This window comes from Duganella qianjiadongensis (assembly GCF_009857915.1).
Taxonomy (GTDB): Bacteria; Pseudomonadota; Gammaproteobacteria; order Burkholderiales; family Burkholderiaceae_D; genus Rugamonas; species Rugamonas qianjiadongensis.
In genome coordinates this window covers 1-18266 of sequence record NZ_WWCM01000020.1, presented here as the reverse complement: position 1 = coordinate 18266, position 18266 = coordinate 1, and the positions used below count along the sequence as shown (strand labels likewise).

Here is an 18266-nt window from a genome sequence, read left to right as displayed (position 1 = left end):
AGTACTAGCTCAGGCCCACGGCTTAAAACAGGCTTTCTTTTACGTATACCACATCATCAGGTTGCACCAAGTCATCCTGTTTGGCATCGAGCACCTGCTGCTTGCCTTTGATGTCACGGCGTTTGATGACCATGCCGCGCTCAGTACCACGTGGTGTCAAACCACCCCCTGCCGACAAAGCTTGCAGCACGGTCATAGAGCGTTCAAGCCGCACCGGTCCCGGGCGCTGAACTTCGCCATAGATGTAAAAGCGCGGCGCACGTTCGACATACAGAACATCATTCGCTGCCAATTCGAAGTCTTTCTCCAGCTCTCCGGTCCGCACCATACCAATGATATCGACCACTTCCTTGGTAGTGGTACCATTTCGCTTGCGGATCAAGGAAACTGTATCACCGCCATCAGCAGCGATGCCGCCAGCCATGGCCAGCATATCCAGAATGCTGCGACGCCCTTCGATAGGATAACGTCCAGGGCGGTTAACCTGGCCCAGCACAGATATCTGCTGATTCTGAATCTGCGTGATCAGGATATTAACTTGGGCCTTGCGTAAGAAGCCGCCTGTTTCAAGCAGTCCGCCCAGCTTTTTCTCGGCACTGGTCGCGGTCAAACCACCGATTTCCACAGGTCCCAGCAAAGGGAAGGTAATCGTACCGGCGTCGCTGACCCGCGTTTCGGTTGCCAGGTCTGGGTTTCCGTACACTGATATTTTGAGAATATCACCAGGCCCCAGCACCGCATCCGCAGCTTGCGCATTGCTAAACATAAGCAACACCGCCAGCAAAGCAAGCCATTTAGTCAGTTGTTTCATCATTATGCTACCTCTTATCGGTCAGGGAAGTTTATTTCAATCCAGTAACACCGCGTGCAGTCGCTGCGTCATCCGATTTCACCTCGGACTTATCACTACCACCCACGGTGGGCGCCTGGGCAGGTACAGCAGGCGCTTCAGCCAAAGCACTTGCGCTAGCCGATGCAGTGACTTTTTCTGGTGGCTGACGACCATTCAGATATTCGATTTTTGCCTTACCGCGCAGACGTGCCAGCTCGGCATCAGCCGCATCTTTGTTTTTCTTGTTGACCAGATATTGTTCGATCTGGCCAGCAGCAGCGGCCAGCTTCACTGGAGCATCTTTGATTTCAGTGATCGCTACCAGCAGGCTGCGCTCGCCCTCTTTAATGATAAACAACTGGCCACGCGGCATGCCCACCAACTTGCTTACCAGTTCAGGCGGCAGGTCAGCACTGGTACGAGAAATCTGGGTACGGCCAAACGCTACTTTGTGCTGCTCCATCCAGCTAGCAACTTCCTCTAGCGACTTTGCACTATCGATGGTCGCCTTCAACGCGTCATTCATATCCTTGGTCGCAAAAACCAATTCATTCATGTCGAACTGTTTGCGATTGGTAAAGAATTCCGGATGCAGATTGAAGTACGCTTCAACATCCGCTGCGCTAGGTTTGACTGGCGGGCCCAACTTTTTCTGCAAATAGGATTGGGCAATAATCAATGCCTTAGCCCGCTCAATTGCCTGCACCACCTTAGGGTCACGGTCCAGCTTATCCTGCATCGCTTCATTCACCAACAACTGACGATCTACCAGCGACTCGATCAACTGCTTGCTGGCCGCTTCCTGCTGGGGTGCTTGAACATTTGCCCGCTGCAATTCCTCATTCAACTGAGAAACAGTAATCTCCTCGCCATTCACCCGGACCAGTGTCTGGCCGGGCTTAGATTCCTTATTGCCACAAGCACTCAAGCCAGCGGCGACAAACAGTAGCGTCGCAAGAGTTTTAGCACGGTTCATTGAGTTTGCCTTTCTGATCTGGTTCAACGTATTCATCCTCGATAGTCCAAAAGGTGCTTCCCGAAAGCAACTGCGATCCGCCACCTATGTTAGCTGCGCTCCCGGCACAACAATAATCAATAGCAATTAATATTGACAAAAACTCACAAATACTAGCGCCGAAGTATGCATGCTCAGCTCCATGATTGTCAATATTATAAATAACATACGGCACCGCTAGCGCATTATTAATTCAACAGAAATTGAACTATCCACATGGGGTCAAAACCTGCACCTTAGTGAGCATTCTCGCGTTTCAATACGACATGCACAGTCTTCAAAATAATCCAGATATCTAGCCACAACGACCACTTGCGTAAATAGTCCAAATCGTAATGAATTCGCGCCTCCATCTTATCCAAGGTTTCAGTTTCCCCGCGCAATCCATTCACCTGAGCCCACCCGGTAATTCCAGGTTTCACTTTGTGGCGCAGCATATAACCTTTGATCAGTTTGCGGTACAACTCATTGTGTGCGACTGCGTGAGGACGCGGTCCCACGATGCTCATTCTTCCCTGTAGAACATTGATGAATTGAGGCAACTCATCGAGTGAGGTACGGCGCAAGAATGCGCCTACTCGAGTCACCCGTGCATCATTTACCTTTGCCTGTACAACGGTCGGGCCATCATCGGTAACGGTCATCGAACGGAACTTATAAACAATAATTTCTTCGCCATACAGACCATACCGGCGCTGACGGAATATCACTGGCCCGGGCGAACTCATTTTCACCGCAAGCGCGATAACCAGCATGATCGGCGACAGCCCAATCTGGATAATTAATGCAAGCACAATATCGCTCACGCGCTTGACCATACTGTTTATGCCCGTAAATGGCGACTCACGGATTGCCACCACTGGCATGCCACCGACACTATCAAAACGAGCTTGCATCAAGTCAAACACATAGATATCAGGAAGGAAATATACCGATGCCGTCGTATCCTGCAACTCGTCAAGCAACTTTCGGATACGGGGCTGAGCAGAAATCGGCTGACTAATGAAGATCATTTTCACATTGTGCTCGCGCACATAAGCCGGGATATCTACCATTTTGCCAAGCAGAGGATCACGCCCGCCACCCGCTACTCGGTCTTCGACCCGGTCGTCGAAGAAACCCAGTACGTTCAAGAATAGATTTGGATGCTGCTTGCATACATTGGCAAACTTCAACCCTACTTCATTCACCCCAACTACGACTACCGACCGTACTTCACTGTCTTTGCTGGTCCCAAAGGTCACGCGCCGAAGCGCCCAGTGACTTACCAGCAAGATCACCGGTGTAATCAGGAACCACACAATTACTGCTTGGTTATCCAAGCGGCGATTCAGTCCGCTGGCGGAACCAATAAAGCACAGTACTCCGACTGTAATCAACCAGCCGACCACCGTATCCCGTGCGTAGGCGAACATCCGCCCACTACGCCAAGTACGATACGGATCGACATACTGATAAACTGACGAAGAAACAAAAAACGCCAATATCATCAAGACCAGTGCATAACCGGTAAATGGCTCGTGGAACGCTATCGAACAAAAATAAAGCGTCCCCATGATAATCAGCGGATCAAGCACCCGCTGAAAGAACGAAATCAAAGGAATATCACTGAGGGTCATGGTGCTGCTATCAATATTGCACATTAACATTTAGAGAAATGCCCTTGGCGCGGTAGTTACCATTCCCAAGTACCAAAGAAGCTAGGCCCGTGCGCGTTTCCTCAAAGACCGAAGTAGAAACTTGTAGCTTGTTCAGCGGCATGTAGATTAATCCCAGGGAAAATCGGCGGTTGCGATCGCTGACATCCAGTGTAGTGGCGCTGACCAGTAAACCGCTGTAGGCGCGCCGCTCAACCCGTCCTTCCCCTGTCGCCTGCAACTTGGAAGTTAAATTCCAGAACAGATTGGCACTGACGCCCGTTTGCGTAGCATAACTAGCGACGGAACTTTCTACCGCCACAAACTCTCGCCAGATCGCACCATTCAACCCCAGTTGGCCGTCCATCGAAGTCGCTGCTTTAAGTTTGGCATTAAACCCGCTTGAATCACGCTCTGTAAAATAGACGTGCTTGCGCTTCGCCCAACCACCAAGAAATTGTACGCTCGTAATCGGCGTAACACGCCAGTCAATGTCCAATTTGACATCGTTCTGATCATTTCCGGCATCAATCATACGGCCGCTAATGCTGCGCAGAATATCGTATCGACTACGAATCTGATCAACCCTTACCCCTACGGAACTCCCGGTAGATGCCAAATAATCAATCCCCAACATTCCGGCGCCCACGGTGCGATTATTATATGCTTGGCTAGTCAGATCGTAGCTATAAACATCGCGCGTATAGCCCAGAGTTGCGCGCCAGCTTGGGTGAAAACTCCAGCGTGCCGTGGCAAACTCGTCCCGCTGAACGCGCAGATTGCGCTCACTCGTCAGAACGTCTGTATAAGGGGCGAGAACCTGAGCATACATCATGCCAGCCGTACCCTGCAGACGATTACCAAGCTGCCAATCCCATTCGACCTGCGCATCCTTACCGTTGTAGTCAAGCTGAGTGAAATGTTCAAACTTCACGCGGCTGGCATTGGCCTGGAACTTGACTGTCTGGCGGCCCAGCGTCTCATTGACCAGCAAACCTGCTTGCAGTTGAGTATATCGATCGCTGCGCACACCGCCATAGCCAGGATTATTGTCGCTCAGACGAAATAAGTTGTCGTCATAGGACTGGCCAATGGTGGCATAAGGATGAATTCCAGATTGAACCTGCTGCGCGTTGGCGCCAAGTGCACTCATCAATGCAACACCTAGCCAGCAGTTACGTACAAAGTCAGCCTTTCTAAGACCTGCGGGTAGCATTGCGAAGGCATGCGCAAACATAGTCTTGACATGGCGATCGGAGTGAATGTCCAAAGGGCTCTGCATGAATTATTCGTCTTTGAGAAATGTTAAAAAATCGATACTACGATATCTTACCAGTAACTCCATTGGCCAGAAGCCAGAATCCAGAGTCCGAGTCCGCCGTTAGTCACTGCATGCGCCAATATGGATAAACAAAGTTTATTAGTCCGCATGTAAAGCAAGCTATAAACACAGCCAGCGACAATTCCCGCGAGCCACTGATTGTGTTCAATTCCGAATAATATCACTGAAACAATGAAACTTTTGCAATTTATTGTGGCAGGTACTACCGTTTTAAAATCTTGGGCAACGATCCACCGCATCAGGAACGAACGCCAGAAAAGTTCCTCCATGACCGGAACAACCACAGCCCCTCCGAACAGCCTCACCGACACGAGCCACCAGTTGATGTGCCCGTCATCGCGCGGATCGAATCCAGCGGAGTGACCAACTATCATCCAGTCGGCATTCAACGTTATCCAAAGCCACAATACCAGCAAGCCGGCACTGGCAGACAAGAATAGTGAACGCCAACGGATGTGAATTGTTGCCAACTCTTGATACTGTTTCCAAAATACGACGAGGGCTATTGAAACGGCAGTGATTTTGACGGGATAGAGCCAGCGCAGGGCATCGGCACTCATCCCAATTCGGCTTAACCCATCAGCTATAGCAATAAATGCTATATAGATTACAAACGGCAATACGCGCGCCACCCCTGCCTGACTAACCATAAATTGCCCCGCCAACCATCGACGCGGGGGCGTCATGAATTACTCGCCACACAATATAAAAACTTGAATGTACATTCCGCGGCCTGCGCATTTTTCAGCACGTCCTCTCACAAGATTGACCAAGCTCAGATTAAATTCGACTACGCGCTTCAATCTGCTCCCACTTCTCCAGAGCTTCCAATAACAAAATTTCGATTTCCTCGATTCGTGCACTCATGCGCTTGGCCTCTGCGGGGTTCTGCCGGTATATATCAGGAGCAGCCAAGGAAATCGACAATGCGCGCTGTTCGTCTTCAAGCATAGCTATCTGTTCGGGCAACGCCTCAAGTTCGCGCTGCTCTTTATAGCTAAGCTTCTTCGGTTTGACAGCTGAAACATCTGCAGCAGTTGATACCGGCTTGGAGTCAGCGACGGCCGGCTTTGCTTGCGTTTTTTTCTCAGCTGCAAGGGTTGCCGCCACTCGTTCCCAATCGGAATAGCCCCCTACGTACTCACGCCATAAGCCATCCCCTTCCGCAACAATGACCTGGGTGACTACATTATCAAGAAACATGCGATCATGGCTAACGAGGAATACCGTTCCTGTGTATTCCTCCAGCAACTCTTCTAAGAGTTCCAATGTATCGATATCGAGATCGTTGGTGGGCTCATCTAGCACCAGACAGTTGGCCGGCTTGGCAAACAGACGCGCAAGCAGCAGACGATTCCGCTCGCCGCCCGACAGCGATTTGACTGGAGAGCGCGCCCGCTCCGGGGCAAATAGGAAATCCCCGAGATAGCTCATAACGTGTTTGCGCTGGCCGTTCACTTCTACCCAGTCACTGCCCGGCGCAATGGTATCCACTAAACTAGCCTCTTCGTTCAACTGTGCACGCATCTGATCGAAATATGCAACTTGTAAGCGGGTTCCCAAACGCGCAATCCCTTGATCTGGCGGCAATTCGCCCAGTATCATTTTTAGCAGCGTCGTCTTACCAGCCCCATTACGTCCTATCAGGCCGACTTTATCGCCGCGCAGAATGGTGGCACTAAAATCGCACACAATCTGCTGCTCGCCAAAGCTCTTGGATATATTTTCCATATCCGCAACAATTTTCCCTGAGCGCTCACCCGCAGAGAGCTCAAGCTTGACTTGCCCTTGCTGTTCGCGGCGCGCGGCACGCTGCAAGCGCAACGATTCCAGCCTACGGACCCGCCCCTCATCGCGTACCCGGCGTGCTTTAACACCCTTACGTATCCAGACTTCTTCTTGAGCAAGGAATTTATCAAACTTAGCAGCTTCGACCTCTTCGATCTCAAGCTGCTCACCCTTGCGGGTCTGGTACGCGCTAAAATTACCGGGATAAGACAGCAGGCGCCCGCGGTCAAGTTCGATGATCCGTGTCGCGACGTTATCGAGGAAACTACGGTCATGGGTAATAAATAACACAGACCCCTTGAAATCGCGCAGCAAACCTTCAAGCCAGGCAATGGCCGTGAAGTCCAAATGATTGGTTGGCTCATCAAGCAAGAGCACGTCGGGCGCAGCTACCAGAGCAACCGCAAGGGCTACCCGCTTTTGCATTCCGCCAGACAAGGTCCCCATCAACGCGGCACCATCCAGATTCAGTCGATCCAATGCAGTTTGCACCTTATTGGCAATATTCCAGCCGTCTGTCGCATCGAGTTGTAACTGCAGCTCGTGCATGCGCTCCATGATCGATTCATCATCGCCTTGCCCAATCTGACCGGTCAGGGATTCGTATTCATGCAGCAGTTGTTGCTGGGTCCCCATTCCAGCGGCAACAGCAGCATATACTGATTGCACTGGGTCGAAGGCGGGTTCCTGTTCGACATAGGCGATCTTCAAACTTTGCTGCTGTACCAAGAGACCATCATCCAGTTTGGTACGTCCGGAAATAATTTTAAGCAATGACGATTTACCCGTACCATTGCGACCGATCAGACCAACACGCTCTCCAGTTTCAAGCGAGAATTCAGCATTATCGAGCAATGCGACGTGGCCAAAAGCCAGTTGCGCGGATGAGAGAGAAATGACAGCCATAAGGGAAATGGGGAAGCAACGGCCTTTAGCTTTACCGTCACATCAGCTATAAGATGGAAGAAGCCGCCATTGTACTGGCATAAGCACAGGCACTGGCGGGATACTTCACGCCAGTGCCTGTGCCATTCACGCATTAGCTCAGCCGTGACACATACCAGGCCAGAGATTCCTGCAAGCCATCAGCAATACGGTGGCTGGGCGCATATCCCAGCAGGCGCTTGGCCTTGGAAACGTCAGCCTGCGAATGGCGCACATCACCCACCCGGAAATCGCCATAACTAGGCTTGAAATCCTCGAGATGGGGGAATTTCGGCGCCAGCGCAGCCCGCATGCTTTCGCACACTTCATTCAGCGTGGTACGGTCACCAACGGCCACGTTGTACACCTGGCCAATAGCTTCTGCCTCGGTCACCGTCGCGGCCAGCAAATTAGCCTGCACTGCATTGGCGACATAGCAAAAATCGCGGCTGGTTTCGCCGTCACCATTTATGCGTACCGACTCGCCTGCAATCATGGCGGCAATCCACTTAGGAATGACTGCAGCATAGGCGCCAGCAGGGTCCTGGCGCGGGCCAAAGATGTTGAAGTAGCGCAGACCGATAGTGGCCATGCCATAGGTACGACCAAACACGTCCGCATACAGTTCATTGACCAGCTTGGTTACCGCATAGGGTGACAGCGGACGGCCTATCGCATCTTCCACCTTCGGCAGTGCCGGATGGTCGCCATAGGTCGAGCTGGAAGCGGCATAGACAAAGCGCTCAACGCCGGCATCGCGGGCAGCAACGAGCATATTCAGGAAACCGCTGATATTGCATGCGTTGGTTGTGATCGGATCTTCAACGGAGCGGGGCACACTGCCCAGCGCTGCCTGATGCAGCACGTAGTTAACGCCCGCACTAGCTTGACGGCAAACCTCCACATCACGGATGTCGCCCGTGATCATCTGGAAGCGCGCCCACTGCTGCGGACTGATCGCAGCCTGAACCTGATCCAGATTGTGTTGATGCCCCGTCATAAAGTTATCGAGCCCTACCACTTGCTGATCCAGTTTCAGCAAGGTTTCAAGCAGGTTCGAACCGATGAAGCCGGCAACCCCAGTCACCAGCCACTTACGCGGCTGGGCGAGCAATTGCTGGCGCAAGGTTTGATACGCAGTCATGTCCATCCCTATCTTACAGACGCCAGACGCGCAAACCGGCCTGCTCCAGTGCTACCTGGTTGAAACAAGCTTTTACGTCGATGAAACAGCCGCCCTTGACCAGCTTCGCAGCGAAGTCCTCTGCTGCCATGGCGACGAATTCCTTATGCGATACCGCCGCTACAATCGCGTCGGCACGCGGCAGATCATTCCAACTGGTCAACTGTACGCCGTACTCGTGCTCAGCACCTTCAGCCTCAGCGTGCGGATCGTGCACAAACACTTCCACCCCGTAGCTCTTCAATTCGGTAATCACATCGGCTACCTTGGAATTACGCAGGTCGCCGCAGTTCTCTTTAAAGGTTAGACCCAGTACGTTTACGCGGGCACCCTTGATGTAACTACCGGCCGCAATCATGTTCTTGATAGTCTGCTCGGCAATGTACTTAGCCATACCATCATTAATACGGCGGCCAGCCAGAATCACCTGTGGGTTGTAACCAATTTTTTCCGCTTTATGGGTCAGGTAGTAAGGGTCTACGCCGATGCAGTGGCCGCCCACCAAGCCTGGGCTGAACTTGAGGAAGTTCCACTTGGTGCCCGCAGCCTTGAGTACTTCGCTGGTATCAATATCGAGCTTGTCGAAAATAATGGCCAGTTCGTTCATCAGCGCAATATTCAGATCGCGCTGGGTGTTTTCGATCACCTTGGCTGCTTCAGCAGCTTTGATCGACGAAGCACGATGCACGCCAGGAATAACGATGCTCTCATACATCTTGGCCACAGCTTCCAGAGTTTCTGGCGTGTCACCAGAAACAATCTTCAGAATCTTGGTCAGCGTGTGCTCACGATCGCCCGGATTGATACGTTCTGGCGAATAGCCTACGAAGAAGTCCTTCTTCCAGGTTTTACCCGATTCTTTTTCCAGAACAGGAATGCAGATCTCTTCCGTGGCGCCTGGATAAACGGTCGACTCATACACCACAATGGCGCCCGATTTCATATTGCGCCCAGCACTGCGCGACGCACCGATGAGTGGCGTAAAGTCTGGTTGGCGAGCATCATCGACCGGGGTAGGAACGGCGACGATAATGATATCTGCCTCGCCCAGCTTGGCAGGATCCGAAGTGTATTCGGCAAATTTCGATGCAGCCATTTCCTCGTCGGTCAGTTCACGCGAGGGGTCGGTACCGCGCAGGCATGCATCTACTTTGTTTTGTGCGATGTCAAAACCAATGGTACGGGAATGCTTACCAAATTCGACCACCAGAGGCAGGCCCACATAGCCCAGTCCGATAACAGCGATAATAGTCATAAAAAATCCTTCACCAGAAAAATAAACGTGGAACTGCTAGCGGCGTATCCATTCCTTGAGGAAAAGACCGATAAACGCCATATCATCAATAAAATAACGCCGGAACATGCGGCGCGGCTCTTGCAGGAAACGGTAAAACCATTCGAGACCATTGCGCTGCATCCATAGGGGAGCCCGCTGAACCCGTCCTACCACGACGTCGAACGTGCCGCCAACGCCCATTGCAAACGGAATTTTCATCTGTTCCTGATACCGCCCCAAGAAATGCTCCTTCTTGGGCGAGCTAATCGCGACGAACAGCAAATCAGCACGTGCCGCGCTGATCGCCTCCACCACCCCCGCTTCTTCTTCCGGCTTCCAGTAGCCATTGCGATAGCCGGCCACAATCAGATTCGGGTAGCGCTGCTCGTAAACTGATTTGACACCGGACACCACTTCTTCGCGCGCCCCAAGCAAATAGACGCGCCACTGACGCTCGGCCGCACGTCCCATCAAGGAGTCAAACAGGTCTACTCCGGCCACGCGCTCCTTGATCGGTTTGCCCAACAGGCGCGAAGCCCACACGACCGGCATGCCATCAACGTTGATCAGCGCGCATTCATTAATGATGCGGCGCAGCTCAGAATCGCGATCGGCTTTCACCAGCTTATCAACATTGACCACCACGTGCTGGTGGGGTTTGCCGCTGGCGATAAAACTCTCGACGCGTTGCAAAGTTTCTTCCATCGTCAGATTATCCATCTGACAGCCCATCATGGTAATACGGCCCGAATCGTTCACTGCATCGCTCATGCCAACACCTCTGCCAGCACGGTGACGATACGTTCGGCGGCTTTGCCATCCCAAAGGGCGGGACGGCGCCCCTGCTTGCCCTGACCACTGAGAATTAACTGGACCTGTGCCACCATTTGCTGCGGGTCTGTGCCGACCAGCACATTCGAACCTTCATCGACCGTTACCGGACGCTCAGTATTCTCGCGTATGGTCACGCAAGGCACCCCCAGAGCCGTGGTTTCTTCCTGCAGGCCACCGCTGTCGGTAAGCACCACCGCGGCGTCTTTCCACAGGTTCAAAAAGGCCATATAACCTTGCGGCCCAACCAGCATGACGTTAGGCCCCAAATCGATACCAAACTTGTCGAGGTTGGCGCGGGTACGCGGATGCACGGGGAAAATCAACGGCAATTCCGCTGCAATTTCTCGCAAGCCGCTGGCAATTCGTGCCATCGTTACAGGATCATCCACGTTGCTTGGGCGATGCAAGGTCAGCACGCCATACCGTGCACCGGCCTGCGACGCTTTGAAACCGTTAGGATCGAGCGCCGCACCGCCCGAGCGAGCAAGCTTTTCCGCCTGATACAGCACATTGTCGACCATTACGTGGCCTACATAATGCACGGCCGACGCCGGCTTACCTTCGCGTGCCAGATGTTCCATGCCGCTGGGTTCAGTAACGAAGAACCAATCAGTAATACTGTCAGTGACCAGACGGTTGATTTCTTCCGGCATCGCCATGTCGCCGCTACGTAGTCCGGCCTCGACGTGGGCAACTGGAATCTGCAATTTCTTGGCAACAATTGAACAAGCCAGCGTTGAATTGACGTCGCCAACCACCAGTACAGCACTAGGCCGCTGCTGCTGACACAGTTCTTCGAACGCCAGCATAATCTTGCCCGTCTGCTGAGCATGACCTCCACCACCAGCGGCCATAAACAAGTCGGGAGCGGGTATGCCCAACTCCTGGAAAAATACATCGTTCATGTCGTGATCGTAATGCTGACCGGTGTGGATAATTTTAAATTCCAGCCCGCCATGCGCCTGAAATGCGCGTACGATAGGCGCAATTTTCATGAAATTGGGCCGTGCGCCGGCAACCAGGTAAATCAAAGGCTTGGTCATAAGATCGAAAGTTCCGCCAATTAAAAAGTGCCAGGCATCCGCCCATGATGCACCGCAACATTAAAAGCCAAAGCCGCCACACTGTACACCATGCAGACCTAACATGGCAATATAGGCAACATCAACCAACAAAAAAACCCTACTGGGCCAATGCCGCATATCGCTCTTGCAGCCGAGAAAGTACAACACCTGCCTCATACTCTTTCAGCACCCGTTGGTGCGCACGCTCAGCCATCGCCTGCGCAGCAGGTCTGTCGACCAGAAGTCCGGTAATGGCACTGGCCAGAGCATCCAGATCGGCAACATCGACAAGTTTTCCGCATGCTCCATTCTCCAGCATGCACGGCACACCGCCAACCCGGGTCGCCACTACTGGCACCCCAGCCACCATGGCTTCTAACACCGTCATGGGCATTTGTTCAAAATGCGATGGCAAGACGAACACTGCAGCTCGTGCCAGCAGAACTGATCGCTGAGCTTCGTTGACCCAGCCTGGCAACTCTACCGCATTCAGTATACCTAGCGCCGTCGCCAATTCACGCACCTGAGCAACTTCACCCTCGCCGCCCAGAATCAGCCGCGCCTCTGGTACTTGATCACGCACATATTTAAACGCTCGCAATAGATCATAAACGCCCTTCTTATTATCCAGCCTTCCCAGGAAAAGAATTTCACTACTCGTCTGGCGAGCCGGACTGACCCGGTTTATCTCAATCGGATTAGGGAGAAGCTCAATATTTCGTACACCTATCCCGCTCAGCAACTGAGCCGCGTCATCACTTAATACCAGCGCATAATCAACCCGACGCATCAGGGCGACCGCGAATTTGCGCTGCCCAGGACTCATGCGTTGTTCAAGAAAGACTCTGAATTCTCCGCTATGCAAATGGAAAATTACCGGGCATCCAAAAAACTGCGCCACACGTATAAAGATAGCTTTACGCCAGAAACTGGCCTCGGACGCCACATGTGCATGCAGCAGTGCGACCTGGCCAGTAGCCATCAAACATGTAACGCGCAGCAATGCCCAGAGAGCCACCCAGGCCTTGCGCACTAAGCCGGCACTGATATGGGTCTGAATAAAACGGCAGTGCCCATCGCGTTCATAACCGACCCGCAATAAAGTCCCTATTACCGTTGCGATCCCGCCTTTTGCGCTAGGCGAAGGACCTATCATGATTACCCGCTTCATTCCTCCCCCTGAATATGGGAAGCGCCGAGATAGCTGCTAATGTCCAGATTTTGAACCAGCAACTTGTGCTTGCCGGTCGAGGTTCTAGCAATCTCGTCTACACGCACTATCTCCACCTCCAGCCCACCCTGGGTTTTCGCCCGTATGCCGGCCGACAGCTGTGCGCGCGCCGATTCGCTGAGCTCGGTCGTCGACAAAACTTTTAGCAGGGCGTGCCCTGGCTCACTCTGCTCGAATTGCATCCGATCGGCATCGGCCAATTGCTCGAAATGCGCGGCACCAATGGTGCAGATGGACACCAAGCGCTGCTCCTTGCAGACCAAGAACTCCTGCAAGCGTCCTTCGATGCGATCGACGACAGGAAAACCCGGCCTGATGGTGTTCGGCTCTCCGCTCCACATGGCCAGATCGCCCGTGCGATAGCGGATCAAGGGCATAACGCGGTTGTCAAACCCGGTCCCCACGATTTCACCGAGTTCACCCGGGCGGGTGACAGGCTTTCCATCAAATCCGATCAACTCGAGCTTGCCATAAAGAGGCCAGAAAAAGTAGCGTCCATCTTCCGGCAAGGAAATGGCTTTCAGTGCCCTTTCGGTATGGCCGTAATCCAGCAGAACGGGACAGTTAAACACCCGCCGGATCAACTCGATCTGATAGTCATACACGTTCTCGGAGAACAGCTGGACGCAGCGGATGCGCTCGGTGATATCCGGCGCCGGGTTGGCTTCCAGCCACTTGGCGAAAGGCACCAGGGCTGACGGAAATGCATGAATGAAAGTTGGCTTCCATTCGCGCGCAGCTGAGATGTAGCGCGACATATGCTGCGGCTCAAGATGATCAGAACTCAGGTGCAGATAGCGCTTGATGGGATCATACATCCAGATTGGACCGCCCGGCCGGTCTGCGCCGGGCACAGTGCGTCCGCGCAGGGCCAGAATACGATCTTGCGGACCTATGCCGGCAACCGTGTCAAACGTACCGTTATAGGCAAAATCCTTGGATCGCGATACATATTTTTCCAGATACAGGCGCATCGGGATCGAAGTTGAGCCACCTGTATGGGCCGCCAAGCGATGCCTCGGTGCCTTGGCGTTTGAGAGATAGCTTTCTATCGAGCTCTTCAGGCTGGCCTTTTCCAGCAATGGAAAAACAGCCAGGAGCTCGTCAGGAGAGCGGTCACGCCCTAATTCTGCCAGCATAGGCCGGTAGGCTGGAACCGTCTCGGCGGCCCAGCGCAAGGTCTGCATTAGCTTCTCGTCAGCTCGCTTGGCCATCCAGACCGGATCGCGGCAGCCGTGTATTTCCGCAAGAAATTTCTCGTACCTGACGCCGTATCGAAAACTGGTTGGTATGTGCGAATAAATGCCACCCACTGTAGTCTTGATCCACTGCGGCGCGGCCGTATAGTGCTTCAAGAATGGGTGAATAATATCTTCCATCGGCATGCGATTTTCTTCTTATAAAATTGCGCGAAAATTTTTAAACCGAGACTAAAAATCAACAACTACCGATTAGCGCACCGCACGAGTAGCGCCACTAAAAGAATTCCAGTGCGGCGCCACCTCTCGCTCACTCTGTTGACTCAGCCGCAGCTTACGCGCTTCCAGTCCCAAGCCTATGGCTATGGCAAGCCAATAAAATACGTGCAGTAATTCGAAAATCAGACGCGTCCCAGACATGCATTGCACAAAAAACACAAGCAACGCGACAGACATTCCGTTGAAATACGCCCTCACCAGCGGCGACTGCTCTTCATCGCGCGCCAATCGCCTGAACAAGCGCCAAACCTGCAGCAAGAAGTAGCCAATAATTGGAATACCAATTATCCCATGGTCTTTGACCAGACGCAGATAGGCATTATGCGGATGCCCTTCCACAATTAAGCCCTGGCGCGCCGGCGTAGACCAAAGAATAGAACTGGTACCGTCACCCAATATTGGATGCTTTGCCACATCGGGCAACAGAGGCAACCAGATACCACGTACCCTGCCTGCCGTCAGCGGATCATTATGGGCGCCTATCGTTCCTTTTTGCCCGATACCGGTGGTTGCTCGCTCAACTATGGAATCTGGCAAGAACGCTGCCACCACTGCAAATACCAGCACTCCCGCAAAAATATAACGGTAGCTACCACGCAAGAAGAAGAATGCAAAGGTGACTAAAATCACACCCAAGAACGCCGCCCGGGAGAACGTCAGTACTAAGGCCAGTACCGTGGCCCCCATCACCGCAACGCCCCATGTCTTGGCATTCAAACTACGATATGACGGGAACATAAAAAGGGCGGCAGCATATGCTGGCAACAACTCCACCGCCAGTTCGTTCGCATGTAAGCCTGTCGCGTTCAAAAATGTACGCGCGGCCGGCGATGCCATCTCACGTAGGCTTAGACCCGACAGAGCAGCTACCAAAAACACCAGAATCGGCAACATGACAATGGAAACCCCTACCAGAGCCACCCAGCGTTGAGGTTTTTCACTTTGCGCAACAGCAGCACACAGCAGCCAAACCGCCACAAGTATAAGTAAAGGCTTAATCAATTCTGCGACCAGATAGGCACTGGCCGTCGTATATAGCGTCGGTGTATTGAGATAATAATGCGCCGCTATGTTATGCACTTTCCCCATGCCGATTAGGGCGCCCGACGTCAACAGGATAATAATAGGGGCAAACAGGCGCCACGGAACTGGCGCCAACCACTTGCGGCCTACTACGCCCGCCAGTACTGCAGCCCCCAGGGTGCCTGCCAATACAATATTTAATGGCGTAAAACCGGGGATGCCTAACATTTGCCGCGGCATCAGCACCGTCGCGGCAAGCGGCATCATCACAACAACCAGAATTACACCAACGCGATAGTCCACCATCGTCGCAATCAATCCGCATATCAGCACTATGATTGCGATTAACGGAATCCCGGCGCCCAAACCAACAAGCATGCCTAGCAAGATGGCAAATAGCAGAAATCCTGCAATAAAAAGTATGTGCTTTGTGCCTGTCATGAACGAAGCGATTCCTGAAATTTAGAAAATGGATGTAGAGGCTATTATCGTTTACTTGCACCACCAAGCAAGCGCTGCGCCAAACGCGGATCAACCTGGCTCAGCAGCTCCGTGGAAAACGCAGCCTGTTTAGCATAAGCCTGCGCAGAGTTGGATGATAAAGACGAAACGCGGTAGAGGTAACCATCTGGGATCACGCCCGACATCGCATACTTCAGCTGGGCTATCTGACGATCCACATAGCTCTGAACCACTGTATCCCCCATGGTGAACCAGTAAGTGACGGGCTCAACGCGAACATCGCCCTGACGGGCTAGCATACGGGTACCGCGGATTGTAGAGTTTCCGATTTGCAAGTTAGCTTGTTCCAATTGGGAAATTTGAAAACCTTGCGCGGTGTAACAAACCTCCTGACGGTGGGCACGCAATTGCCGTGTTTGACTTCCGCCATACGCGATCGACAGCATGATGCGCTCACCTGCCGAATTAACATATGTTCGGTTCAGTGTCTGATCATAAATTCGCGCAATCAACTCCTTGGTATCCTCAGAGGGAACAAAGGGTACTCCGCCAGTTTCCATGGTCCAGCCACCAAATTGCTTAGGCACCGCCGCCTCCAGGTCAATTGCATCCTCTTTGGCGGTGAGGCGCTTGGTTGGCGTTAAATAGGCGGTCGCACAGGCGGCCAATACCATCATCGTCGCAATAGCCAGCGACAAGCGCATAAACTGTTTCATGCCGTTTCTCCCGTGACAGCGCGTCCATCATTCTTCCCTGCATCGGGTGCACCAAAGCGCAGCAACGAGTCAACACCGATAATCAGCATCAACGCACTGGCGAACAGCACCATACCTGCGAACCCATGCAGGAAGCCCTGCCCTGCTGCATCGCCAAAGTGATAGGTAATTAAGGTCAGCACCATCACACGAATGACGTTGGCAGTGAACGAGATTGGAACTATCAGCAAAGCCAGCATAATATTCCGGAAGGTGGAGTCGTGCCGTACGATATTTAAGTAAAGTAGGCCTAACGCTTCAAGCGTGAACAGAGTGTGGAGGCCAGCACAGGCATCCGCCACCAGCAAGCTATACTGACCGATTTGCAGCATCACACCAGTGCGCGCAATCGGATACCCCACCCAGTAAAGCACGTGCTCCGCCACGAAGGAAACTGCTGTCTTCATCGGCAAAGTGAGCGCATCAACCATCGGCCCAGGCAGCGGAATCATGAACAGCATGAAAAACAGCGGGAACCAGTAAGCCTTGAGCGCTGCGGGTCCGCGCAACAATAGCAGAACGCCAGCGAGAAGCCACAGCGAGGAGCCGACCTCGAACAGAAGAATTTCCTGCGAACGCCCTAAAATATAAAGCAACAGGCCAAACACCAGAGGAATCCACCCCCATGTGCTCCCGGCCTTGCCTTCACTTGCTACAAGCATCTCGTCCCATTTCCGGTACATGAGCCAAACGGCAATGGAGAGCACAATAGGGCCATGCGCCTGCTCGTCCGAACTCCAGATACCAGTCAATAGACTATAGAGAGTAGGTACAAACAGAACTAGCAAGCCCACAATGATGGGAAGAGACTCCAACAGCCTTGGAAACCGTGCATTTATATTAGCTGCGGTTGGTAAACTTTGCATTTTCGAGCTCATCATTCCTCAATAGCGAGAATTACTAAAAATGTAAGGAGCAGCTAACATTAAACGTCCAATGTTAGCACAAACACCATTTAATGTGCATCTATTGCAATTATAAAGCGAATCATCGCGCCTGCTAGGTATTTCGCTCTTGCGCCACGGCAATTCATCGCCAAATCTTGACTCCTCCGCAAATTCAGGCATACTCACTTGCTGGCTTTAGCTAATTGACAACGGCAATGATGCAGCATCTAGCCACAGAAATTGCGTAAACGGAGTTTAATTTGAAGTTTTTACTTTCGGCGCCGCTCATAGATGAGCAAATTACAGCGACTGGCGGGCGTGCTAGCGGATTCGACTACTTGCGCATTGGCTTGGCAGTGCTTGTAATTTGTTTTCACTCAATGATCACAAGTTATGGCAGCAGCTTCCAAGGACCTGTCAGGAATTTTGTGTGCCGGGGTCGCGGTTCGTAGTTAATTAATCGCGTTGGTGAAGCGTTCCCCAAACAGAATGGCAAACTGGTTTGCTGCCATCTTCCAAGTTCGCTGCGGCATCT

General features: G+C 52.5%; 15 protein-coding genes. All 15 read right to left on the bottom strand.

Annotated elements, in window-relative coordinates; genetic code table 11:
• Positions 1-22: 22 nt before the first annotated feature.
• The gene (epsE, locus tag GTP27_RS20360) at positions 23-811 is read right to left on the bottom strand and encodes a polysaccharide export protein EpsE (protein WP_161040981.1); all 789 of its coding nucleotides are present in this window, start codon (positions 809-811) and stop codon (positions 23-25) included.
• Between the two features lie 31 nt (positions 812-842).
• Complete coding sequence (locus GTP27_RS20355; protein ID WP_161040940.1) at positions 843-1844, bottom strand: EpsD family peptidyl-prolyl cis-trans isomerase; 1002 nt, start codon at positions 1842-1844, stop codon at positions 843-845.
• Positions 1845-2083: 239 nt separating this feature from the next.
• Positions 2084-3466, bottom strand: coding sequence for an undecaprenyl-phosphate glucose phosphotransferase (locus tag GTP27_RS20350; protein WP_161040939.1), 1383 nt, complete (start codon positions 3464-3466; stop codon positions 2084-2086).
• A gap of 10 nt (positions 3467-3476) precedes the next feature.
• Positions 3477-4766: an XrtB/PEP-CTERM-associated polysaccharide biosynthesis outer membrane protein EpsL gene (gene epsL, locus GTP27_RS20345; protein ID WP_161040938.1), complete on the bottom strand. Its 1290-nt coding sequence runs from the start codon at positions 4764-4766 to the stop codon at positions 3477-3479.
• A gap of 47 nt (positions 4767-4813) precedes the next feature.
• The gene (locus GTP27_RS20340; RefSeq protein WP_229634258.1) at positions 4814-5512 is read right to left on the bottom strand and encodes a CAAX prenyl protease-related protein; all 699 of its coding nucleotides are present in this window, start codon (positions 5510-5512) and stop codon (positions 4814-4816) included.
• 94 nt (positions 5513-5606) lie between these two features.
• Positions 5607-7520 carry an ATP-binding cassette domain-containing protein gene (locus GTP27_RS20335; RefSeq protein WP_161040937.1) on the bottom strand — a complete coding sequence of 638 codons (1914 nt, stop codon included), beginning with the start codon at positions 7518-7520 and terminating at the stop codon, positions 5607-5609.
• Between the two features lie 133 nt (positions 7521-7653).
• Complete coding sequence (locus tag GTP27_RS20330; RefSeq protein WP_371865966.1) at positions 7654-8688, bottom strand: SDR family oxidoreductase; 1035 nt, start codon at positions 8686-8688, stop codon at positions 7654-7656.
• 7 nt (positions 8689-8695) lie between these two features.
• Entirely contained in the window at positions 8696-9976 is a 1281-nt protein-coding gene (locus GTP27_RS20325) for a nucleotide sugar dehydrogenase (protein WP_161040936.1), read from the bottom strand.
• A gap of 36 nt (positions 9977-10012) precedes the next feature.
• Positions 10013-10768: a WecB/TagA/CpsF family glycosyltransferase gene (locus tag GTP27_RS20320; protein WP_229634257.1), complete on the bottom strand. Its 756-nt coding sequence runs from the start codon at positions 10766-10768 to the stop codon at positions 10013-10015.
• On the bottom strand, positions 10765-11874 hold the full coding sequence (gene wecB, locus GTP27_RS20315) for a non-hydrolyzing UDP-N-acetylglucosamine 2-epimerase (RefSeq protein WP_161040935.1): 1110 nt from the start codon (positions 11872-11874) through the stop codon (positions 10765-10767). The genes GTP27_RS20320 and wecB overlap by 4 nt, the downstream gene beginning before the upstream one ends.
• A 139-nt stretch (positions 11875-12013) precedes the next feature.
• Positions 12014-13066, bottom strand: coding sequence for a glycosyltransferase family 4 protein (locus GTP27_RS20310; RefSeq protein ID WP_161040934.1), 1053 nt, complete (start codon positions 13064-13066; stop codon positions 12014-12016).
• The gene (locus GTP27_RS20305; RefSeq protein ID WP_161040933.1) at positions 13063-14511 is read right to left on the bottom strand and encodes a phenylacetate--CoA ligase family protein; all 1449 of its coding nucleotides are present in this window, start codon (positions 14509-14511) and stop codon (positions 13063-13065) included. The genes GTP27_RS20310 and GTP27_RS20305 overlap by 4 nt, the downstream gene beginning before the upstream one ends.
• A gap of 66 nt (positions 14512-14577) precedes the next feature.
• Complete coding sequence (locus GTP27_RS20300) at positions 14578-16068, bottom strand: O-antigen ligase family protein (RefSeq protein ID WP_161040932.1); 1491 nt, start codon at positions 16066-16068, stop codon at positions 14578-14580.
• Positions 16069-16112: 44 nt separating this feature from the next.
• Entirely contained in the window at positions 16113-16805 is a 693-nt protein-coding gene (gene epsI / locus GTP27_RS20295) for an exosortase-associated protein EpsI, B-type (protein WP_161040931.1), read from the bottom strand.
• Complete coding sequence (gene xrtB, locus GTP27_RS20290; RefSeq protein ID WP_229634256.1) at positions 16802-17710, bottom strand: exosortase B; 909 nt, start codon at positions 17708-17710, stop codon at positions 16802-16804. Before xrtB ends, epsI begins: the two co-directional genes overlap by 4 nt.
• Positions 17711-18266 lie beyond the last annotated feature (556 nt).